Source organism: Actimicrobium sp. CCC2.4 (assembly GCF_034347385.1).
Taxonomy (GTDB): Bacteria; Pseudomonadota; Gammaproteobacteria; order Burkholderiales; family Burkholderiaceae_D; genus Actimicrobium.
In genome coordinates this window covers 3,076,831-3,099,574 of record NZ_CP133777.1, presented here as the reverse complement: position 1 = coordinate 3,099,574, position 22,744 = coordinate 3,076,831, and the positions used below count along the sequence as shown (strand labels likewise).

Here is a 22,744-nt window from a genome sequence, read left to right as displayed (position 1 = left end):
AAAAGTTACTATTTAATTTCTAAAAAGCACTAAAAATTTGATTTCTTCTATCGAGCTAACGCAGCAAAGCGGTCGTCTGGGGTTCACTAAGACGCCATCTCAGCTTATTTACCGGATAGCTAAAAATGAAAAATTTGAAAATTGGTAGCCGTTTAGGGATCGCATTCGCTGCCTTGCTGTTGCTGCAGTTGATTGTCACCGGCGTGGGCCTGCACCAGATCGGCGGACTGTCTGATCGTTTGAGCTTCATCCTTGATGTAGGGAATACCCGCATCGATGCGCTCAACGAGATTGACTCTGCCATAGGCCAGCGCGCCATCGCGGCCCGTAACCTTGCGCTGCTGCCTGATCCGTCCAAACAGCAAGCCGATGTGACATTGGTCAAAGAAAGCCAGAGCGACATCAACAAGGGCTTTATCCGGTTGAGCGAACTGATGAAAGATCCTGCGATTACCAGCGATAAAAGTCGCCAGATGCTCGAGAAACTGCGGGCACTCGAAGCCATCTATCTGCCCATTGCCAATAACGTCGTTACCCTGGCAACGACTCAAAAAACCGAGTTGGCTATCAAGGCCATTACGCAGGATTGCATGCCTGTCCTGATACAGGTCCATGCTCACATTGTTGCGTTTGGAAAATCACTGAAGGAGGAAACCGGGGCTGCCGCGAACGAAGCAAAAACGGCATCGCAAACGGCCGTCTGGACGCTGCTGATCATCAGCGCCTTTTCGCTGGTAGCGGGGACACTGCTTGGCTGGCGCATCAACATGTCGATTACCGGACCGTTGACTGCTGCTGTTGATATTGCTAAGCGCGTTGCTGCCGGTGATCTGACCAGCCGGATCGTGGTGACATCAAACGATGAGACCGGCCAGTTGCTCAATGCGTTAAAAGACATGAACGATAGCCTGACCGGGATAGTCGGCCAGGTGCGTCAGGGGACCGATACCATCGCGACTGCGTCCGCCGAGATTGCGGCCGGCAACATGGACTTGTCTTCCCGCACCGAGCAGCAAGCCAGTTCGCTCGAAGAAACCGCGTCATCGATGGAAGAGCTGACCGGCACGTCCAAGCAAAACGCCGACAATGCGCGCCAGGCCAACAAGCTGGCTTCGTCCGCCTCCGAAGTGGCGGTCAAGGGCGGCGCAGTTGTGTCGCAGGTGGTCAGTACGATGGGGTCCATCAACGAATCGGCCAAAAAGATTGCCGACATCATCGGCGTCATCGACGGGATTGCTTTCCAGACCAATATCCTGGCCTTGAACGCGGCGGTCGAAGCGGCCCGTGCCGGCGAGCAGGGGCGCGGGTTTGCGGTCGTCGCCAGCGAGGTGCGCAGCCTGGCCCAGCGTTCGGCGGCGGCAGCAAAAGACATCAAAGGCTTGATCAATGATTCGGTCGAAAAAGTCGATGCCGGCACCAAGCTGGTTGACCAGGCCGGCGCCTCGATGAGTGAAATCGTTGATAGCGTGCGGCGTGTGACCGACATCATCAGCGAGATCGCCGCTGCTAGCGAAGAGCAAACTGCGGGCATTGAACAAGTCAATCAGGCCATCAGCCAGATGGACGAAGTCACCCAGCAAAATGCCGCCCTGGTCGAGCAGGCTGCAGCTGCTGCCGAGTCCCTGCAGGACCAATCCGGCAATCTGGCACATACGGTCAGCGCGTTCAAGCTGGACAACCAGGGTATGGCCGGCATGGCGATGACGCGCCTGCCAGCCGCTTCCGCCGCAGGCAAACAAAGCCAGGTCAAAAAACCTTCTGTGCTTGCCCGGACAGCACCTGCTTCCCGTACCGCTGCGGTGACCAGAAAAATCGCCCCGGCACCGGTGGCTGCTGCGGGTGGTGAATGGGAAGAGTTTTAATAAATCGTGCCGCACTGGCATTGTGCGAGTTCGTCGGGATGTGGTTACCAAAAGAACCCTTTATGATCGTGTTCATAAATTTTTCCTCTGAACAAGGACCACAATGCCCCGTCCCGCCGAACGCTGCCGTTTTTTCCCCGCCGCTTGTTTGCTGATTCTGCTGATTCTGCTGACTCTTGCCGGGCCACGCGCCCATGCCGACGCGCCCGACCTCGCCGAGATTGTCCGTAACCCCGTCATTGGCAACTACAAGGGCTACGCGGAATTCAAGATGGCGCATTACGACAATGCCCGCGCGATCTGGGAAGCACTGGCGCAGCGGGGCAATGCCGAAGCTAATTTCAATCTCGGGATTCTCGATGAGGATGGATTGGGCGTAACCCCCGACATGGCGTCGGCCCTGCGTCACTATGAAACCGCCGCCGAAGCCGGTAGCAGCCGGGCCCAGTACCGCTTGGGTTTGCTGTATGCCACCGGTGTGAAAGTGCCGAAAGACGATGCCCGCTCTGATCAATGGTTCACCGCTGCTGCAGAGCAGGGCGATAGCGATGCGGCAGCGCGCCTGGCGCTGCGCCGGGGCGTCGTCAACACTCAGCGCGATACCGATTTCCAGCAAGCCGAAACGCTGCATGCGTCCGGCAAGTACGCCGATGCAGCCGCGATCCTGACGCGCCTCGCGCAGGCCGGCGATGTACGCTCGCAATCGCGGCTGGGCTGGATGTTCGAGGCCGGGCAGGGCGTGCCACGCGATCTGGACAAGGCGGCCGTACTGTTCCGGCAAGCAGCCGGGCACGGGGACGCCGATGCGCAGTACGCGCTGGCCGTGATGCTGCAGACCGGCAAGGGCCAAGCGCGTAATCCGATCGAGGCCGATACCTGGATGCATCGCGCTGCCGAGCAGGGACACAAGCCGGCCACCGCCGCACTCAAAAAGGCGGCAGCTTTTTGAGTCGCGGCTAGTTTGCTTCCAGCAGCACTTCCGCCCGCAGCACCCGCGCCGCCTGCACCATGTTGCCCAAGGCTTCCAATGTCTCCGGCCAGCCGCGCGTCTTCAATCCACAATCCGGATTGACCCACAGCCGCGCGTCCGGGATTACGCCACGTGCCTTGCGCAACAGCCGCGTCATCTCGGCCACTTGCGGAATGCGCGGTGCGTGGATGTCATAGACCCCCGGTCCGATATCGTTCGGGTAGGAAAATTTCCCGAATCCATCCAGCAATTCCATGTCCGAACGCGAGGTTTCTATCGTGATGACATCGGCATCCATCGCCGCGATCCACGGCAGGATGTCGTTGAATTCGGCATAGCACATGTGCGTGTGGATCTGCGTCTGGTCGGCCACGCCGGCGGCGCTGATGCGAAATGCCCGCACCGCTTGGTCGAGGTAGGCCGGCCAGTCGCGTGCCTTCAGCGGCAAGCCTTCGCGCAAGGCCGGCTCGTCAATCTGGATCATGCCGATGCCGGCCTGTTCGAGGTCGCCCACTTCATCGCGCAATGCCAGCGCAATTTGCAGCGTCGTCGTCGCGCGCGGCTGGTCATCGCGCACGAACGACCATTGCAGCATCGTCACCGGTCCCGTCAGCATGCCTTTCATTGGCTTGTCGGTCAGGCTCTGGGCATAGCGACTCCAGCCGACCGTCATGGCTTCCGGACGGCAGACATCGCCATAAATCAGCGGCGGCTTGACGCAGCGCGAGCCATAGCTCTGGACCCAACCATTGGCGGTGAAGGCATAGCCCCACAGCTGTTCGCCAAAATATTCGACCATGTCATTGCGTTCGGCTTCGCCATGCACCAGCACGTCGAGCCCGAGCTGTTCCTGCTGCGCGACGACATGGCGGATTTCGGCACGCATCTGTTCCAGGTAATCCAGATGGGTGATCTCGGCACGCTTGTAGGCGGCGCGGGTTTGGCGGATTGAGGTGGTTTGCGGGAACGAGCCGATGGTCGTGGTCGGGAAGGGCGGTAACTGCCAGCGTTCCTGCTGGATCGCGATGCGGGTCGCGAAGGGTGCCGTGCGTTCGGCCAGCGCAGCGGTGACCTTGCCCAGGCGCTTCTGGACGGCGGCATTGTGGATGCGCGGCGAACTGGCCCGGCCGCGTTGTGCGGCGCGGGCGCTGTCGAATGCCGCGCCGATGTTGCCTGCCAGTGCCTGCTTGAGCAGCGCGACTTCATCGAGTTTCTGGACGGCGAAGGCGAGCCAGCCGCGCAGTTCCGGATCGAGTTTGTCTTCCTGCGCCAGGTCGACCGGCACATGCAGCAGCGAACAGCTAGGTGCAATCCACAGCTTGTCGCCGAGCCGCGTCTGCAACGCTTGCAAGCGCACCAGCGCCGCATCGAGATCGCAGCGCCAGATGTTGCGACCATCGACGATACCGGCTGATAGCACGCGGCCGGCCGGCCAGTCGGCCAGCAACGCATCGAGTTGCTGTGGTGCGCGCACCAGGTCCAGATGCACGCCGGCCACCGGCAGGCGTCGCAGCAATGTTGCGTGCCGGAGCACGTCATCGAAGTAGGTTGCCAGCAGGAGAGGAGGCGCATCGACGGCGAGTGCCGCATAGGTCGGTTCGAACGCGGCGCACCAGCGTGCATCGAGGTCCAGCGCCAGAATCGGTTCATCGATCTGCACCCAGTCGACGCCGGCATATTGCAGTCGCGTCAGCAGTGCCTGGTAACCGGCAATCGCTGCCGGCAACAGGTCGAGCGGATGGTCGAGTCCGGACTTGACCTTGCCGCGATGGAGCAGCGTTAGCGGACCGATCAGTGCGACCTTGACCCGATGACCGGCAGCGCGCGCTTCGGCGACTTCCTCGAACAGCCAGTCGACACCGCCATCGAAGCGCGTGTCGGCAGTCCATTCCGGCACCAGATAGTGGTAGTTCGTGTCAAACCATTTTGTCATCTCCATCGCAAAATGCGTCTGGTCGCCGCGCGCCATCGTGAAGTACTGCGACAAGGTCAGCGTCGTCGGTACGATGCCGAAGCGCGACGGGATCGCGCCCAGCAGTGCCAGCGTGCCGAGAACCTGGTCGTACCAGGCGAAATCGCCGACCGTGACCAGGTCCATCCCGGCATCGGCCTGTTGCTGCCAGTGGCGCTGGCGCAGATCGCGGCCGCTCTGGCGCAATTGCGCCTCCGTGCTGTCGTTGCGCCAAAAGGATTCGAGCGCGAATTTCAGTTCGCGCTGTGCGCCTATGCGGGGAAATCCAAGGGTGTGAGCGAGGGCCATGCAGTACTCCGTGTGCGGTTAATCAGGGAGAGCCATGGTGACCGGACTTGCCGTATGATTCAAACGCTAAAATGTACCGATCAACATGAGCCAAATTCATATGCAATCCATCCTCGAAATACGCCACCTGAAAACCCTGATCGCCCTGCGCGAAGCCGGCAGCCTGTTGCGCGCTGCCGCCTTGCTCAACCTGACCCAGTCGGCGCTATCACACCAGTTGCGCCAGCTCGAAGACCATCACGGCAGCGCACTATTCGAGCGTAAATCGCAGCCGGTACGCTTCACGCCGGCCGGCGAGCGCCTGCTCAAACTGGCCGACGTGGTCTTGCCGCACATGGATGGCGCCGCGCGCGACCTGGTCCGGATGGCGCAGGGCACCGCCGGCCAACTGCGCATCGCCGTCGAATGCCACACCTGTTTTGACTGGCTGATGCCGGCGATGGATGTGTTCCGCTCGCGCTGGCCGGAAGTCGAGCTCGACATCGTTTCCGGCTTCCATGCCGACCCGGTCGGCTTGCTGTACGGCCATCGCGCCGACATCGCGATCGTCGCCGAGACTGATCCCGCCGAAACCGTCGATTACCACCCGCTGTTCAGTTTCGAGATCGTCGCGCTGCTGGCGCACGAGCATCCGCTGTCCGGGCGGCCGTATCTGGTGGCCGCCGATTTTGCGACCGACACGCTGATCACTTATCCGGTGCCGGACGACATGCTCGACGTGGTCCGGCAAGTGATGAAACCGGCCGGCATCGACACCGATCGGCGCACCACCGAGTTGACCGTAGCGATGCTGCAACTGGTCGCCAGCCGGCGCGGTATCGCGACGCTACCGATCTGGGCGGCACAAAACTACTTAAAACGCGACTACGTGCTGTCCCGCCCGATCACCCCGCAGGGGCTGACCGGGCGCTTGTATGCGGCCTGCTTGCCGGAGCTGTCGGCGCGGCCGTATCTGGCGGATTTTGTCAGGACGACGCGGGAGAGCTGTTATTTGAGTTTGGAGGGGGTGGCGTTGTTGTAGGCGGCATTGAATGGCAGGGCTACCCGGATACGCGTTAGCGCGCTAGAAAGTTGCGGAGATTTTGTTCTGCGCGAGAAAGTCAAGCAATACAGGACGGATGGCTTGCCCGGGTGCTTCAATATCTACACGCCGGAAATCCTCATTTAACTCGACAGCGCGGAGTTGATAATCGTCGGCATTATCATCAAGTTGCTCCAGTTTTTTATAGATTTCGGCCTTCCTTGCTTCAATAGACGGCTCAACTTCTCGCATCGCTGTTTCCATCCGATCTGGAACAATTCTTCGCAACATTTTGACCATCAAGGGATAGGTCGAAAGAAATAACAGATATTCGGCATTACTGGTTATTTTTTCTTCGTCAGGCAAATCGCTACTGGAAAGCTCGCGTCTTGCGCTTAGCAAGTCCTCCTGCGTGAGGTCGGCAAGGCGTGGAAACTGCATCGATTTAATCTGAACAGGCAGCGAAAATTCTTCGGCAAAGCGCAGAATATATCCGAGATGTACCTCAATGGGATCAACCAGATTCAGACTGTTGGCCTTACGTTCGGCCGCCCTGGCCAGAATTTTCAGTCGGTATATGCCTTTGCAGAGAGTAATCAGCGCTTGCGGTGCCGAATCAAAACCACCTTCGTCGATTTCTTTGCCGGTAATATCAATTCGGCACTGTATTTCCATGTCGATTAACCGCAAGGCGATACGGTCGTTGCAGCTTCCAATGGCTTCGACGGCGATGTTATAGCAATCTACGCGTGAGTTCGAGTTGGACTGTAATTGATCGAGTAATAAGTTAATGCGCTGTACTGTAGCCGGCCTTGACTCCCCGTTTGTATAATCACTAATTTGTCTTGCACGGGAAAGAAACGTTGAAAATGCTATTGTGGTCTCACGCGTGAGGTCATCGTTCCAGACGCTGTTCCACTGATTGAATTGCGTACCGGTTAGTTCTTCACGCCAAGAACAAACTTCTTCATTTAGTGGACGAGTCAGCAGAGGATCGCGCGCCGCACGCGTTTGAAAAATAATTCGCGGACCCGCATAATTCACATCCTGAGCAATAAAAGCGAGTCTATTAAATACTCCGTCCGAGAATCCACTTGTTTCAAGTTGAATCTCGCAGTTTCGATTTAAATGAAAGATGTCATCAGGTAAGTTAGTGAGTGAATTATTGAGCAGATTTAATCTTTTTAATTCCTGAAAACGAGCGAGAGAGACTAGTCCTGTTAATCGGTTATTAGAGACGTCAATTTCTTCCAATCTAGTTGGCAGAGAATTGGATATGTCAGTCAACTCATTATCTGAAAGTAACAATTTCTTTAGCCCTGACGGTAAGGTATCCGGTACTTTAGTAATGTGATTATTAAATGCAGAAAGTTTTTCAAGACTTTCCGGTAGAGTTTCTGGTAAGCCGGTCAAATTATTTTGAACAACTGTAAGTGTCGTGATCGTTGCAGGTAAATTATATGGAAGTATTTCAATACTGTTGCTACTCAAATCTAATTTTTCCAAATATTGGGGGAAATTTTCTGGCAATACAGTCAAATAATTAGATCCTACGGACAGTTCTTTGAGTGCGTCAGGTAATTTATCCGGAAAGCCGACCAGTTCATTGCAATTCAGCATAAGATTTTCAATGCTATCTGGTAGTGTTTCGGGTAAAGTGGTAATACGGTTTCTAGTCAACTGCAGTGACTTCAAACTAGTTGGTAAATAATCGGGCAATTTACTAATACTATTGAAGCTTGCATTAATTATTTCCAACTCAGCCGGGAGAGAGCCCGTCAGTTGAGTCAGTTCATTGTTTGATATTATTAGAGATTTTAAATTTAATGGTAATTTTGCAGGTAATTTGGTTAGGCAATTATCACCAGCATCCATATAGGCGAGACTGTCTGGTAAATTTTCAGGTAAGCACGTAAGTCGGTTAAGAAAAATTTCCAAATGGCGCACCCCCGGTGGCAGATTGTCGGGAAGGCTGGTTAATCGTAGGTCGTTTAATTTAAGCTTGGCATTCGTGTCATTCTTATCGATCCAAAGTTTCATGTTTTCGACCGCTGTTTTGCGGTCTTCCTGACTTCCTCCCGGAATCTGCCTTTCCCAAATATGCCATTCATTATATAAGTCATTTAAGGTTTTTTCTTGAATAGTTAAGCTTGTAAATGGAATATCGTGATTTGTATCGATAATCGCTGAAGCGGGTAGAATGGATTGTGGTGACAGAGGCAGCTGTATTGGAAGCATTGCCAGCGAGACGGAGCTTCTCATCGCCTCATCTCGCTTCGAGGGGCCAGGAATAGTGTGCACTGTACGTGATTCAATTTTGTGCATTAACGCCGACCGTAAAGCCTGCAATTGCGCATCCGAATGAATGAAATTCAGACCGCGATCTTCACGTCCCGCCCGAACAATATCAAAGAGCGTATCGTCCAGCCACTTTTCGTCCAATATCTTCTCATCAGGTTCAGCTTTCATGCGTGATAGCGTCTCGCGATAAGTGATCAGTGTTGCATTGCGTCCGATACCGGCATAGCTGACAACCAAAGGATCAGCCTGTATTGACTGTTGTGTCGCCTTGCTGCACGTCGGAAAATTAAGTTCTTTTTCGACTTGAAGATTCATTAAGTCATTAGCTCTCTCAATATCGCCCATACTCAGTACCCTGTCTGAAAATGAAAAGCCCGCTTGCGTCAATAGTATTTTTTTTGTACTCCCGTCAGACCTATCAATTGCCGTAAGCTCATAGCTGCAATGATCTTCTGATGGGCTATTTTCCTGTAAGATTTTCGGTTCCAGTCCAGTGACTTCAAAACGTTGACCAGCAAGGTAAATTGTTTCATTCATCAAAAGGGATCGTTCCCATTGATATTTCAGTTGATCGATGATTGGAATTGCTTTACTTTCTTTACTGCGCTTCGATGAAATCCCTAACGTGGTTTTATTGGCTCTTGGTGAAACGAACTGAAATAAACCCTTTCCAGAAATGAGTGACTGCGCAAGAAATCTTTCGCAAAGATTAAAATCCTGCGGTGATTGACCAGCCATTGCAATTCGAGCAGTACCTATCGCTGCGCTAGCAGATCGTTTGAAGCGTTGGGAATCGAGATTGATGACATTGGCATGAATGGAAGCGTTAATCTGGGATGGATGGCCAATGAGTACATTGACCGCTGTGTGGGCAGGGCAACCCACACCGGTGACAGTCGTTGGAATCTCTCGATTGAATTCCTGTTTGTTTGGAGGAACCACAATGTTACGTAATGCATTCCACAATTTCGAAGGTAAAGTCAGTAATCCATGTGGTTCAAAAACATTCATTTGATGAGACGTGGATGCGATATTTGGCGAGCGGGGGCTTATTGGTGGCGACATAGAAAATGCTTTGAGGGAAAATATTGTGGCGACAAATACCGGCAATTTATATCCGGGCTCTTTTCAAAACTGACCTTGAGTGACTGTCTAATGCACTCGGTTCCATCGGTCCGAAAAAAGTTTTTCGTTCCGGGAATCGAATACCAATTAGGCATATTCGCTGGTGTCTAATCGCGGGGTGAAGAAATGCATTTTGTAGAATACTGACCGACAGCTTCCGGTGGCGTTGTCGTCGTAGCGGCGCGTAGGCGCCAAGCTGCCTGGTATGTCAGGTCAGCAGGATGGGAGTAACGAAAATGCTACTGCGCGGTGGTTAGTGGGGACGGCGTGTCTGGATGCCAGGCATGTTGGGTAAATCGCCAGCAAATTTACTCCGCCAACAGATAAAAAAAAGCGCTCCAAAGAGCGCTTTCATGGTGCGGGTGTTGCCTGATGAATGCTTACTGCACCTTGGCTTTGGCGCGCAGTTCCTGCTGGTATTCCTGCAGTTTTTTCTGTTGCAGGCTTTCGCTGATCTGTGGCTTGACTTCTTCCAGCGTCGGCACTTTGGCGGCGCGGGTGTCTTCCAGTTTGATCACGTGGTAGCCGAACTGGGTCTTGACCGGGACTTCGGTGTACGAACCCTTGGCCAGTGCAACCATGGCATCCGAGAATGGCTTGACGAACGAGGCAGGTGAAGCCCAGTCGAGGTCGCCACCGTTGGCGGCCGAACCGGGATCTTTCGATGCCTTGGCCAGGTCTTCGAACTTGGCGCCGGCTTTCAGCTTGATGATGATGGCTTTGGCTTCGTCTTCTTTTTCAACCAGGATATGGCGGGCGCGGTATTCCTTGTCGCCGGCCGTGGCCTTGAACTTGTCGTATTCGGCCTTGATGTCGGCGTCGCTGACCGGGTGCTTCTTGACGTAATCACCAACCAGTGCGCGGATGACCAGCGATTGACGGGCGATTTCGAGCTGGGATTTGACGTCGGCGGAGTTGCCCAGGCCAAGCTTGTCGGCTTCCTGGACCAGCACTTCGCGGTTGATCAATTCTTCCTTGACCATCTTGCGCAGTTCCGGTGTGTCGGCTTGTCCCTGGGTCGCGGCTTGCTTGACCATCAGGTCGGCACGGCTGGAAGGAATGGACTTGCCGTTGACGACGGCGAGGTTCTGTGCCACGGCTGGCAAGGCTGCCATGGCGAGTAAGACTACGAGCAAGCGAGCAGGTTTGAATGTCATTATTTGTTCCTAGGGTCGAAAATAAAATAAAAGCACATCGAATGGAATTCAGGAGATGGCGGCGACCTCGGAAGGCGCTGCCGTGCTCAGTGCAAGTGCGTGGATTTCAGCCTGCATCATATCGCGGAGGCAATCATACACGAGCCGATGACGGTTCACGCGTGACTGGCCCTCGAAACACGCCGACACCAGATGCAGCCGGAAGTGGCTGCCACCGGTTGCCGCACCCGCGTGACCGGCATGTGCTGCGGACTCGTCTTCGAGAAGACAAGCGGTCGGTGCGAAAGTGGCGTTCAGGCTGGCGAGAATGCGTTTTTCACGATCGCTCATTTTGGCTCCTGCATGTGCTTGGACAAGAACAAACTTTGGCCTAGAACAAACACCAGCATCAGGCCCATCCCGCCGAACAGCTTGAAATTGACCCAGGTGGCGGTCGAGTAATTGAATGCCACGTACAGATTCAAGAAGCCCATGAGCACAAAAAAGATCGACCACGATACACCCAGCCTGCTCCAGAGTGCCGCCGGCAAATCAATCTGTTCCCCCATCATTTTCTTGATCAGGTTTTTTTTCAGGACGAACTGGCTGATCACGAAGACGGCAGCGAAGGCCCAGTACAACACGGTCGGTTTCCACTTGATGAAGGTTTCGTTGTGAAAGTAGATGGTGGCACCGCCAAACACGCCGACGATCAGCAGGGACACCCAGAGCATTGCATCGATCTTCTTGCGTCTTGCCAGCAACCAGCCGATCTGGGCCAGCGTGGCGACGATCACCACGGTAGTGGCCAGCAGGATGGGAGCCTGTGCGGCCGTGACGACGCCGCCCGAGACCAGTCCGGACAAATAGCGACCGGCCAGTTCCTGGGCGGCGACGACATTGCCTTCACCCCACTTGAACATCGCAAAGAAAAGGATGACGGGGAACAGGTCGAACAGGAACTTCATGTCGGGGTCTCTTCATCGGAAAGGGCCGGTGGCGCAAAACTGAGCGACGCGGAATTGATGCAATAGCGCAGGCCGGTTGGTTTCGGGCCGTCCGGGAACACGTGACCCAGATGGGCATCGCAGACTGCGCAAATAATTTCGGTGCGGGCCATGCCATGGCTGCGGTCAACCAGCTCTTTTACGTTGTCTTCGTTGAGCGCGGTGAAATAGCTCGGCCAGCCGCAACCGGAGTCGAACTTGGCATCCGACGCAAACAGCGGCGTGTTGCAGCAGACGCAGGTATAAATGCCGTGTTCATGGTGATCCCAGTAGCGGCCGGTGAAGGCGCGCTCGGTGGCAGCATGACGGGTGACTTCGTAATCCATCGGGTCGAGTGCGGCACGCCATTCGGCGTCGGTCTTGGTGATCTTGTTTGTCATGATGAGCAACTCACTTCCAGTTGGCTGGCCCAGTCGGGTGGCAGGGCCGCATAGTTGTCGAATTCAGGCTGATCGTCAAATGGCTTTTCGAGGATGGCCAGCAAGCGCGCGACTTCGGAGAAATCCCGGTCCTGGGCTTTTTCGATGGCCACTTGCGCCAGATGATTGCGAAGTACGTATTTGGGGTTGACCGCATGCATTGCAAGACGCCGTTCGGCATCGCCGCGTAGCTCTTGTTGCAGACGTTGCCGGTAGGCCGCGGCCCAGGCATCGAAGGCCGGACGGTCGATGAACAGGTCGCGCAACGGCGCATCGGTGTCGGGCCGGTCGGTCTGCAGGTCGCCGAGGCGGCGGAAAAACAGCGTGAAATCGACCCGTCCGGCTTGCAGGATCGCGAACAGGCTGTCGACCAGCGCCGTGTCGTCCGGCAGGACCGTGGTCAGTCCAAGTTTGGCCTGCAGCAGTCCGGCCATCATGCTGTCGTAGTCAGGCTTGAAATTGGCCAGCGCCGCCTCGGTGTCCTCGACCGTGCCGATCAGCGGCAGCAGTGCCTGGCCGAGCGCATAGCAATTCCAGTGCGCGATCTGCGGTTGCATTGCATACGCATAACGCCCCTGCTGGTCGGTGTGATTGCAGATGTGGGACGGGTCGAAGCCATCCATGAAACCGAACGGACCATAGTCCAGCGTCAGTCCGAGAATGGACATGTTGTCGGTGTTCATCACGCCATGCATGAAGCCGACCGCCTGCCAGTGCGCCACCATCTGTGCGGTGCGGCGCGTCACACTGGTCAGTAGCGCCGCATACGGATTGGCATCGGCGCGGGCTTGCGGGTAGTGCTGGTCGATCACATGGTCGGCCAGTGCGCGCAGCAGATCGGGCCGGTCTTTCTGGTACCAGTGCTCGAACGAACCGAAGCGGATGAAGCTCGGTGCCATGCGCGTTGTCACGGCCGTGGTTTCGGGCGCTTCGCGCATCGCGCGCTGGTCGGAGCCGGTCACGCACAGCGCCCGCGTGGTCGGAATGCCGAGACCGGCCATCGCCTCCGAACACAGGAATTCGCGGATCGACGAACGCAGCACCGCACGACCATCGCCACCGCGCGAATACGGCGTCGGACCGGCTCCCTTGAGCTGCAATTCCATGCGACCCGCCACCGACGGCACATCGCCCAGCAGGATCGCGCGACCGTCGCCGAGCTGGCCGGCCCAGACGCCGAACTGGTGGCCGGAGTACACCGCCGCCAGCGGCGTCGAGTCGGCCGGAAGGCGGTTGCCGGTGAAGGTCTCGATGAAATTGTCGGTGGTGAATTCAGCCGGATCGAGGTGAATCAGCGCTGCCGCCGTCGGGCTGGCGCAGACCAGGTACGGTTGCGCCAATGGCGTTGGCAGCAGGCGGGTGGAAAACGCATCGGGCAGGGCGGCAAAAGTATTGCCGATGTCCATCGTGCCGGTGCGCTTGAGCGTGGGTGAAGTCATGGAATTCCGTGGTGGACAGCGAGCGTGCAGTGTAAATCAATCAGGTCAGGCTGGCATGGACCAGGTTGCGCACCAGTTGCCGGAAGCGGTCACGCTGCTCGGGCGCTTGCATCAGCCAGATTGCGATCAAGTCTTCTTGCGGATCGATCCAGAAATACGTTCCTGCCAGTCCGCTCCACAAAAAATCCCCGACCGAGCCGGGCGTTGGCGCACCGCCAACCGTGTTGCGCACTGCAAAGCCCAGTCCGAAGCCATAGCCGGCACCGGGCAGGTACGCCGCACCTGAAGTGGCACCGGGGATGCCGGCCAGATGGTCGCTGGTCATGAAGGCGATGGTCTTGCGCGACAGCAGGCGCACGCCATCGAGTTCGCCGCCATTGCGTAGCAAGCGTGCAAAGCGCAGGTAATCGCGCGCAGTCGATAGCAAGCCGCCACCGCCGGACAGGAATTCCGGACGGCTGCGGCCATCGAGCAATCGCACCGCTTGCTGCGTGACAGGATCAATCGGGAACGGTTGTGCCATCCGGTGCTGCTGATCGGCGGCGACCCAGAAGCCTGTGTCGGGCATCTGCAGCGGCGCAAAAATCTGCTCCTGCAAATGGACATCGAGCGACTGGCCGGAGATTTTTTCCAGCAAGGCACCGAGCAGGTCGGTGGCACGGCTGTAGTCCCAGTTGCTACCCGGCTGGAACGCCAGCGGCAAGCGTGACAGGCAATCGACCAGTCCGGCATTGGTGATTTGGCGGCCTTCGATGCCGCTGTCCAGATAGGCTTGCTTGACCAGCGTCGACTCGCCGAAGATCCCGTAGGTCAGGCCAGCAGTGTGGCGCAGCAGATCCTGGATCGTCATTTCACGCGTGCAGGGTGCTAGCGTCAGGCTCCGGCTACCGTCGGCAGCAAGGTGTTCGGTAGCGACCTGCAGCCTGGCCAGTTCCGGGAAGTAGCGCGAGACCGGATCCGAAATGAGTAGCCGGCCCTGTTCGGCCAGCATCATGATCGCCACCGAGACAATCGGCTTGGTCATCGAATAGATGCGGAAAATAGTATCGGTTGCCATCGGTGTCGTGCTGTCAGGACTCTGCCGGCCATAGGCTTTTTCATGGGCGACCACGCCACCACGTTCGAGCAGCAGCGTGGCACCGGGAATATGTCCGGCATCGATCTCGCGCTGGATCGTCTGATCGAGCCGCGCCAGGCCGGATAGGTAGAAAGGCGCATTGATGGAATCGTTGGCTTGTGGCATGGTTATCCGTAAATGGTTCGTTGATCAGTTTGTCACGGGCCGTTGACAAGAAAATAGGCAACAGCATTGACAATTACGTTGTGCATGTTGCCAGCACATCCCTCAGACAGGAGACAAGCAAGTATGAACGATTCGTTGATGATCCCCTCCCTGAAGAACAAGGTTTCGCCTGAAGAATGGCAAACCCGCGTCGATCTTGCCGCCTGCTACCGGCTGGTGGCCGACTATGGCTGGAGTGATCTGGTCTTTACGCACATCACCGCCCGCGTGCCAGGGATCCATGACCAGTTTCTGATCAATCCCTACGGCATGATGTTCGACGAGATTACTGCATCGTCGCTGGTGAAAATCGATCTCGCTGGTAACAAGCTCGATGATTCGCCGTTCCCGGTCAACCCGGCCGGCTTTACGATTCACAGCGCCGTGCACGCCGCGCGCCCCGATGCGCAGTGCGTGCTGCATGTGCATAGCCTCAATGGCGTGGCGGTATCGGCGCAAAAACAAGGTTTGCTGGCCTTGTCGCAGCAATCGATTTTTATCCTGGCCAGCCTGGCGTACCACGACTACGAAGGCGTCGCCCTGCGTGAAGACGAGAAAGCGCGGCTGGTCGCCGACCTTGGTCACAAGACCTATTTCATGCTGCGCAACCACGGTTTGCTGACACTCGGTTCCACCATCGCCGACGCCTTTTTGAACATGTACACCTTCGAGACCGCCTGCAATATCCAGATCCGGGCGCAAGCCGGCGGCGGCGAACTGATCACGATTCCGGACGCCATCATCAGCACCGCCCAGGCGCAGGCGCGCGAAGCGACCAAGTCACTCGGTGGCATGTTGGCATGGCCGGGCTTGCTGCGACGACTGGATCGCGCGGATACGTCCTATCGCGATTAACAGGATGCTTAGCAGCATGCCGCAGCGCAGCATCGAAAGGCATTGACGCTTTCCGCACGGTCGTACGAAAATCACCGCGACCGATTTAAATAGCACACAGGAGAAAAGATGGCGTCGTACCCGAAGAGCCCGTTGATGGGCCAGATGATGGATCAGCCATTGTTGATCTCCAGCATTATCGAACATGCAGACCGCCACTTCGGCGATAACGAAATCGTCTCGCGCCGGGTCGAAGGTGATATCCACCGCTACACCTACCATGACTGCCATACCCGTTCGCGCCGGCTTGCCAATGCGCTGGCGACGCTGGGCGTGACGATGGGCGACCGCGTGGCGACACTGGCTTGGAATGGCTACCGCCATCTTGAAGCGTATTACGGTGTGTCCGGTTCCGGAGCCGTGCTGCACACGGTCAATCCGCGTCTGCATCCCGAGCAGGTTGCCTACATCGTCAACCATGCCGAAGACCAGTACCTGATGTTCGACATGACCTTCCTGCCGCTGGTTGAAGCGTTCGCAGCGCACTGCACCACGGTCAAGGGTTTCATTGCCTTGTGTGACCGTGATCACATGCCTGCCAATAGCAAGATTCCAAACCTGCTGTGCTACGAAGAACTGATCGACGCGGCATCCCCTGATTACACCTGGCCGCTGTTCGACGAGAATTCGGCTTCCAGCCTGTGCTACACGTCGGGCACGACCGGCAATCCGAAAGGTGCGCTGTATTCGCATCGGTCGACGGTGCTGCATTCATTTGCCTCGACGATGCCTGACAGCCTGAACGTGTCGGCCCGCGATGCCGTGCTGCCGGTCGTGCCGATGTTCCATGTGAACGCCTGGGGCCTGCCGTATTCGGTCTTGCTGACCGGCGCGAAAATGGTTTTTCCCGGACCGGCGCTCGATGGCAAATCGCTCTACGAACTGTTCGAGCAGGAGCAGGTGACGTTCTCGGCAGGCGTGCCGACAGTCTGGTTTGGCCTGCTCAATTACATGGCCGAAAACAACCTGACTTTCACCAGCTTCAAGCGCACCGTCATCGGCGGTTCGGCCTGTCCGCCGGCGATGATGAAGACGCTGCGCCACAAGTACGGCATCGAAGTCATCCACGCCTGGGGCATGACCGAAATGTCGCCGCTGGGAACGTCCTGCACGCTGCAGGCCAAACACAGCGGCCTGACCGAAGACGCCCGCCAATCGCTGCTGGAAAAGCAGGGGCATGCGATTTTTGGTGTCGACATCAAGATCGTTGATGATGCCGGGCTCGAACTGCCGTGGGATGGCAAGACCTACGGCAATCTGCTGGTCAAGGGACCGTGGATCATCAGCAGCTATTACAAACAGGAAGAAGCCAGCGTGCTCGAAGATGGCTGGTTCCCGACCGGCGACGTTGCCACCATCGATGGCGATGGCTACATGCAGATCACCGACCGCAGCAAGGACGTCATCAAGTCCGGCGGCGAATGGATAGGTACCATCGATCTCGAAAATATTGCGATGGCGCATCCGGCCGTCCTGCAGGCAGCCTGCATCGGGGTGTTTCATCCGAAGTGGGATGAGCGGCCTTTGCTGGTTGTGGTCAAGCGTGCCAACGCCGAGCTCACGCGCGAAGAATTGCTGGCGTTTTATGACGGCAAGATCGCGAAGTGGTGGACCCCGGATGACGTGGCGTTCGTCGATGCCTTGCCGATCGGTGCGACCGGCAAATTTTTGAAGAACAAAATGCGTGAACAGTTTAAGGAGTACAAATTGCCCACCGCCTGAGGGGTTGCAGTTCGTAGTTGGTCATTGCATTTAGCCATACCCATAAAATCCATAAGGAAGAGACAAATGACAAACCAGTTCCGCCCGTTATTGATTGCCCTGTCCGTCGCAGCTGCTTTTGCTGCTCCGGTTGCCCACGCCGAAAACGTCAAGGTCGCCCTGATCGAAACGCTGTCGGGCTCGTTCGCGCCTATCGGCCAGAACCAGCTGAAGAGTTTCCAGATGTTTGCCGAGACCGCCAACCAGCAAAAGCTGGCCGGTGCGAATACGCTGGAATTCGTTGGCTTTGACAACAAGGGCAGCCCGCAGGAATCGTTGACCCAGCTCAAGACCGTGATCGACCAGGGCTACCGCTACATCACGCAAGGCAATGGCTCCGGCGTGGCGCTGGCGCTGATCGATGCGGTCAACAAACACAACGAACGCAATCCCGGCAAGGAAGTCGTGTTCCTGAACCACGCCGCGATTGACCCTGACCTGACCAACAGCAAATGCAGTTTCTGGCACTTCCGGTTCGATGCCAATTCCGACATGAAAATGGAAGCCCTGACCAGCTTCATGGCCAAGGACATGTCGATCAAGAAGGTCTACATCATTGGCCAGAACTACGCCCACGGCCACCAGGTCACACGCGCGGCCAAGGAATACCTCAAGCGCAAGCGGCCTGATATCCAGGTCGTTGGTGACGATCTCCACCCGATCGGGCAGGTCAAGGATTTCTCGCCTTACATTGCGAAAATTAAAGCTTCCGGTGCGGACACCGTCATCACCGGTAACTGGGGCGCCGACCTCGCGTTGCTGATCAAGGCCGGCAAAGACGCTGACCTGAAGGCCAACTTCTATACGTATTACGGCGGTACCACGGGCGTCCCAACGGCCATGGGTTCGGCCGGTGCCGAGCATGTCAAGATGGTCGCTTACTGGCATCCGAACAACGAGACCTTCTCCGGCAAGGAAATCGTCGAGGCGTACAAGAAGAAGTACGACGACGACTTCTACACGCTGGCGACCTACAACATTGTCGAGATGCTGTCGCGGGCCATCAAAAATGCCAAGTCGACCGATCCGATCAAGGTGGCCTACGCCCTCGAAGGGATGAAGTTCAAGAGTCTCAACGGCGAAAACGAAATGCGCGTCGCGGATCATCAGCTGCAGCAACCGCTGTACATCGCGACCTGGTCCAAGGTAGATGGCAAGACCGTCAAGTACGATCAGGAAAATACCGGCTACGGCTGGAAGACCGATCAGAAAGTCGAGACCTACGTGGCCACACAGCCGACGTCATGCCAGATGAAACGGCCACCGAAGCCGTCGTAATTTGTCGTGATGCTTGAGGCAGGACAAGCGACCGTCGGGTGATCCCCGGCGGTTGCCATGTTCTCGTGCAAGCTTTTTAACCGGACCGCGAATTGGACTGCGATGCAGCCCGAGAAGCGGCGGTTCGCCCCGATGTGCGTTGTCCTGCGCACCGTGCTGCTGCACCATCCCTCACATAAAGGTTTTCCCGTGGAGTTCACGCTAATTACTTTGCTCAACGGTTTGAGCTACGGGCTCTTGCTGTTCATGCTTTCCGCCGGCCTGACGCTGATCTTCAGCATGATGGGCGTCCTCAATTTTGCGCACGCCAGCTTCTATATGCTGGGTGCTTACTTTGCTTACACGATTTCTTCCGTGCTGGGTTTCTGGCCGGCCCTGCTCGTTGCGCCCCTGCTCGTCGGTGCACTCGGTGCGCTGGTCGAACGCTACGGCTTGCGCTCGGTACACAAGTACGGCCACATTCCCGAATTGCTCTTTACGTTCGGCCTGTCCTACGTGATTCTCGAAGTGGTGCAACTGATCTGGGGCCGCGCGACGGTGCCCTACAAGATTCCGGCCGAACTCGATGGCGCGCTGTTCACGCTGTACACAACGACTTTCCCGATTTATCGCGGCTTCATGATGCTGATCGCCTTGCTGATGCTGCTGGCGATTTACCTGGTGCTCACCCGCACCCGCATCGGCCTGGTGATCCAGGCAGCCTTGACCCATCCCGATACGGTCGAAGCACTCGGCCACAACGTGCCACGCGTGCTGATGCTGGTGTTCGGCGGTGGCTGTGCACTGGCCGGACTGGCCGGCGTCATTGGCGGTAATGCGTTCGTGACCGAACCGGCGATGGCCGGCACCGTCGGCAGCATCATTTTTGTGGTGGTGGTTGTCGGCGGCATGGGCTCGCTGGTCGGTGCATTGATGGCATCGCTGCTCATTGGCGTGCTGCAAACCTTTGCCGTGGCGATCGACTATTCGATGATCAGCGTACTGGCCCTGTTCGGCGCACAGGTCACGGCGATGACGCCGGGCTATGCGGTTCTCAAATTGACCATCTCGCAGGTGGCACCGATCATGCCCTACCTGCTGCTGGTACTCATCCTGATCTTCAGGCCCAAGGGTCTGATGGGTACTCGGGAAGGATGACCATGACTTATCGACCTCTTAATCTTGTGCGCTGGGTCATCTGGTGCTGCTTCGCTGTGACACTGATCGTGGCACCACTGATTTTCCACAAGGGTGCTTCGCTATCACTGCTGTCGCAAGTCGGCACGCTGACGATCTTTGCGTTGTCGTTCAACATGCTGCTGGGGCAGGGCGGCATGCTGTCGTTCGGTCATGCGGTGTACTCCGGACTGGGCGCGTTTTTTGCGATCCATGCGCTCAATATCGCTACGGCCGGTGCGCCCATTCCGGTAGTACTGGTGCCGCTGATCGGCGGCGTGGCCGGCATGGGTTTCGGCATCCTGTTCGGTTACGTCACCACCAAAAAAAGCGGCACGACGTTTTCGATGATTACGCTCGGGCTGGTTGAACTGGTGTTCGCGGCGTCGCTGATGTTCCCGGAATTCTTCGGTGGCGAAGGCGGTATTTCGACCAATCGCGTCATCGGCGAACCATTCATGGGGATTACCTTCGGGCCGCAGATCCAGGTGTATTACCTGATCGCGTTCTGGTTGTTCGTCACCACGATCGGCATGTATGCCTTTACGCAGACGCCGCTGGGACGTCTGGCCAACGCGGTACGCGACAACCCGGAACGGGTCGAGTTCATCGGCTACGACACGCAATGGGTGCGCTACATGACACTGATCCTGTCGGCCTTTTTTGCCGGGATTTCCGGTGGACTGTCGGCCATCAACTTTGAAATTGTCAGTGCCGAAAACGTCAGTGCGTTGCGTTCCGGCGCCGTGTTGCTGTTCACGTTTATCGGCGGTATCGGCTTCTTTTTCGGACCGATGATCGGTGCAGTGGTCGGTGTGTTCCTGACTGTGATGCTGTCTGATTTCACCAAGGCCTGGCAGTTATACCTGGGGGTGTTTTTTATCATCATCGTGTTGTATGCGCCGGGTGGCATTGCCAGCTTGCTGATGATGATTGTGCGGCTGGTGGTGCACCGGCAATTTAGCCGCGTGGCACCGTTATTGGGCGCGATCTGCGGTGCGGGACTGGTGATCTTTGCGGGTGCCGTGATCCTGATCGAGATGCTGTATCACGTCACGCTCGATGCCGGCGCAGGTCCGCTGATGACGCTGTTCCGTGTATCGATCGACACTGACTCGCTGACGGCATGGCTGCTTGGTGCTGCTCTGGTCGTGATCGGCGGCATCGCGTTTCAAAAAATCAAGATACCTTTCCGTCACGTCTGGGATGACGTCAACACCGATATTGAAGAAGCTAACCGGAGGGCACAAACATGAGCGCGTTTTCCCTCGAACTGAAGGATGTCCGCAAGAGTTTCGGCAAGTCCGAAATCATCCGCGGTACCAGTCTGCAAGTGCCGAAAGGCGAACGCTTCGCCGTGATCGGTCCGAACGGTGCCGGCAAGTCGACGCTGTTTAACCTGGTGTCGGGCCGTTTTGGTATCAGCAGTGGTGACATCCTGCTCAATGGGGCGAGCACGGTCGGCCTGCGGCCGTTCGAGATCAACCGGCTCGGCCTGTCGCGCAGCTTCCAGATCACGAACATCTTTCATCGGCTCAGCGTGTATGAAAATTTGCGCTGTTCGGTGCTCTGGTCACTCGGTTACAAGTACTCGTTCTGGCATCGTCTCAATGGTCTGCGGGATGCACATGAACGGGCTGAAGCGGTGCTCGAGCAGATCGGTCTGACCCGTCGCCGGTCCACGGCGGCCGGATTGCTGACCTATGCAGAACAGCGTGCGCTCGAAATCGGCATCACGATCGCCGGCGGTGCCGATGTGATTTTGCTCGATGAGCCGACCGCCGGCATGAGCCGTTCCGAAAGCGATGCCGCTGTCGAACTGATCCGCAAGGTCACGGTCGGCAAGACGCTGCTGATGGTCGAGCACGACATGAGCGTGGTGTTCGGCCTGGCCGACAAGATCGCGGTGCTGGTCTACGGCGAGATGATTGCCTGCGACACGCCGGCCAATATTCGCGGCAACGCAAAAGTACAGGAAGCCTATCTGGGCACCCACGCGCCAGAGGAGACAGCATCATGACGGCCCTGCTCGAACTGAAGAACCTGCATGCGTATTACGGCAAGAGCCACGTGTTGCATGGTGTCGATCTGGTGGTCAATGAAGGCGAGATCGTCAGCCTGCTGGGCCGTAATGGCGTGGGTCGTTCGACCACCGTCAAGGCCACGATGGGGCAGGTCAATGCGACCGGTTCCATCCTGTTCAAGGGCGAGGAAATGATTGGCCTGAAAGCCTTCCAGATTGCCCACAAGGGATTGGGTTACGTGCCCGAGAACCGGGATATTTTTCCAACGCTGACGGTCGAGCAAAACCTGATCCTCGGCGAAAAGAAAGGTCGCAAGTCACGCTGGACGCTCAACGACATGTACCAACTATTCCCGCGCTTGCGTGAGCGCCAGCACACCCCGGCCGGCGTGATGTCGGGTGGCGAACAGCAGATGCTGACCTTGTGTCGCACGCTGATGGGCGACCCGGATCTGATCATGATCGACGAGCCGACCGAAGGGCTGGCACCAAAGATCGTCGACCTGGTTGCCGAGTACCTGAGCGCCCTGAAAAACCGCGGCATCTCCATCTTGCTGGTCGAGCAGAAACTGGCCATCGCGCTGGAGATTTCGCAGCGGGTGTACGTGATGGGGCACGGCTCTATCGTGTTCGAGGGGACCCCGGCGCAGCTGCGTGAGAATGACGCGGTGCGCAAGGAGTGGCTCGAGGTGTAATCGCGGCGGATGCGTTCTTGCGCGTAGCAGGATAAGGGTCGGGATATTTGCTGCGGGCAAATCCTTTAGTGGTCGCTAACGTAGTTTGCCGGTCTGCGGTTCCTGGTCCCCATTCA

At 57.0% G+C, this 22,744-nt stretch carries 18 protein-coding genes; 10 read left to right on the top strand and 8 right to left on the bottom strand.

Annotation, left to right across the window (positions count from 1 at the left end; genetic code table 11):
- Positions 1-125: 125 nt before the first annotated feature.
- Together RHM62_RS14240 and RHM62_RS14235 are read left to right on the top strand one after the other, a co-directional pair.
- Positions 126-1,862, top strand: coding sequence for a methyl-accepting chemotaxis protein (locus tag RHM62_RS14240; protein WP_322122738.1), 1,737 nt, complete (start codon positions 126-128; stop codon positions 1,860-1,862).
- A 103-nt stretch (positions 1,863-1,965) separates the two neighbouring features.
- Positions 1,966-2,811, top strand: coding sequence for an SEL1-like repeat protein (locus RHM62_RS14235; protein WP_322122737.1), 846 nt, complete (start codon positions 1,966-1,968; stop codon positions 2,809-2,811).
- 7 nt (positions 2,812-2,818) lie between these two features.
- Here RHM62_RS14235 and metE read toward each other — a convergent pair whose 3' ends face one another.
- Positions 2,819-5,092 (bottom strand): 5-methyltetrahydropteroyltriglutamate--homocysteine S-methyltransferase, encoded by a 2,274-nt coding sequence (gene metE, locus RHM62_RS14230; protein WP_322122736.1) that lies wholly within the window; start codon positions 5,090-5,092, stop codon positions 2,819-2,821.
- Positions 5,093-5,192: 100 nt separating this feature from the next.
- Between metE and RHM62_RS14225 the strand changes: the two genes are divergently transcribed.
- Complete coding sequence (locus RHM62_RS14225; RefSeq protein ID WP_322125416.1) at positions 5,193-6,113, top strand: LysR family transcriptional regulator; 921 nt, start codon at positions 5,193-5,195, stop codon at positions 6,111-6,113.
- A gap of 42 nt (positions 6,114-6,155) precedes the next feature.
- Here the strand turns inward: RHM62_RS14225 and RHM62_RS14220 are convergent, their stop codons facing one another.
- The 7 genes from RHM62_RS14220 to RHM62_RS14190 form a co-directional block, all read right to left on the bottom strand.
- Positions 6,156-9,524, bottom strand: coding sequence for an NEL-type E3 ubiquitin ligase domain-containing protein (locus RHM62_RS14220; protein ID WP_322122735.1), 3,369 nt, complete (start codon positions 9,522-9,524; stop codon positions 6,156-6,158).
- A 395-nt stretch (positions 9,525-9,919) separates the two neighbouring features.
- A complete protein-coding gene (locus RHM62_RS14215) occupies positions 9,920-10,696 on the bottom strand; it encodes a peptidylprolyl isomerase (RefSeq protein WP_322122734.1) in 777 nt (258 codons plus the stop codon).
- Positions 10,697-10,744: 48 nt separating this feature from the next.
- Positions 10,745-11,026, bottom strand: coding sequence for a BolA family protein (locus tag RHM62_RS14210; RefSeq protein ID WP_322122733.1), 282 nt, complete (start codon positions 11,024-11,026; stop codon positions 10,745-10,747).
- Positions 11,023-11,643, bottom strand: a complete 621-nt coding sequence (locus RHM62_RS14205; protein ID WP_322122732.1) for a septation protein A — start codon at positions 11,641-11,643, stop codon at positions 11,023-11,025. The genes RHM62_RS14210 and RHM62_RS14205 overlap by 4 nt, the downstream gene beginning before the upstream one ends.
- Positions 11,640-12,062 (bottom strand): peptide-methionine (R)-S-oxide reductase MsrB, encoded by a 423-nt coding sequence (gene msrB / locus RHM62_RS14200; RefSeq protein ID WP_322122731.1) that lies wholly within the window; start codon positions 12,060-12,062, stop codon positions 11,640-11,642. Before msrB ends, RHM62_RS14205 begins: the two co-directional genes overlap by 4 nt.
- On the bottom strand, positions 12,059-13,540 hold the full coding sequence (locus tag RHM62_RS14195) for a protein adenylyltransferase SelO (protein WP_322122730.1): 1,482 nt from the start codon (positions 13,538-13,540) through the stop codon (positions 12,059-12,061). Before RHM62_RS14195 ends, msrB begins: the two co-directional genes overlap by 4 nt.
- 40 nt (positions 13,541-13,580) lie before the next feature.
- Positions 13,581-14,783 carry a serine hydrolase domain-containing protein gene (locus RHM62_RS14190; protein ID WP_322122729.1) on the bottom strand — a complete coding sequence of 401 codons (1,203 nt, stop codon included), beginning with the start codon at positions 14,781-14,783 and terminating at the stop codon, positions 13,581-13,583.
- 138 nt (positions 14,784-14,921) lie between these two features.
- Between RHM62_RS14190 and RHM62_RS14185 the strand changes: the two genes are divergently transcribed.
- The 7 genes from RHM62_RS14185 to RHM62_RS14155 all read left to right on the top strand — a co-directional run bounded on the left by RHM62_RS14185 (position 14,922) and on the right by RHM62_RS14155 (position 22,628).
- On the top strand, positions 14,922-15,677 hold the full coding sequence (locus tag RHM62_RS14185) for a class II aldolase/adducin family protein (protein ID WP_416172264.1): 756 nt from the start codon (positions 14,922-14,924) through the stop codon (positions 15,675-15,677).
- A gap of 108 nt (positions 15,678-15,785) precedes the next feature.
- Complete coding sequence (locus RHM62_RS14180) at positions 15,786-17,438, top strand: 3-(methylthio)propionyl-CoA ligase (protein ID WP_322122727.1); 1,653 nt, start codon at positions 15,786-15,788, stop codon at positions 17,436-17,438.
- A gap of 66 nt (positions 17,439-17,504) precedes the next feature.
- Positions 17,505-18,755, top strand: a complete 1,251-nt coding sequence (locus tag RHM62_RS14175; protein ID WP_322122726.1) for a branched-chain amino acid ABC transporter substrate-binding protein — start codon at positions 17,505-17,507, stop codon at positions 18,753-18,755.
- Positions 18,756-18,887: 132 nt separating this feature from the next.
- Complete coding sequence (locus RHM62_RS14170; protein ID WP_416172263.1) at positions 18,888-19,892, top strand: branched-chain amino acid ABC transporter permease; 1,005 nt, start codon at positions 18,888-18,890, stop codon at positions 19,890-19,892.
- Complete coding sequence (locus tag RHM62_RS14165; protein ID WP_322122724.1) at positions 19,889-21,166, top strand: branched-chain amino acid ABC transporter permease; 1,278 nt, start codon at positions 19,889-19,891, stop codon at positions 21,164-21,166. The genes RHM62_RS14170 and RHM62_RS14165 overlap by 4 nt, the downstream gene beginning before the upstream one ends.
- Positions 21,163-21,930, top strand: a complete 768-nt coding sequence (locus RHM62_RS14160) for an ABC transporter ATP-binding protein (RefSeq protein ID WP_322122723.1) — start codon at positions 21,163-21,165, stop codon at positions 21,928-21,930. Before RHM62_RS14165 ends, RHM62_RS14160 begins: the two co-directional genes overlap by 4 nt.
- On the top strand, positions 21,927-22,628 hold the full coding sequence (locus RHM62_RS14155) for an ABC transporter ATP-binding protein (RefSeq protein WP_322122722.1): 702 nt from the start codon (positions 21,927-21,929) through the stop codon (positions 22,626-22,628). Before RHM62_RS14160 ends, RHM62_RS14155 begins: the two co-directional genes overlap by 4 nt.
- The last annotated feature ends 116 nt before the right edge of the window (positions 22,629-22,744 follow it).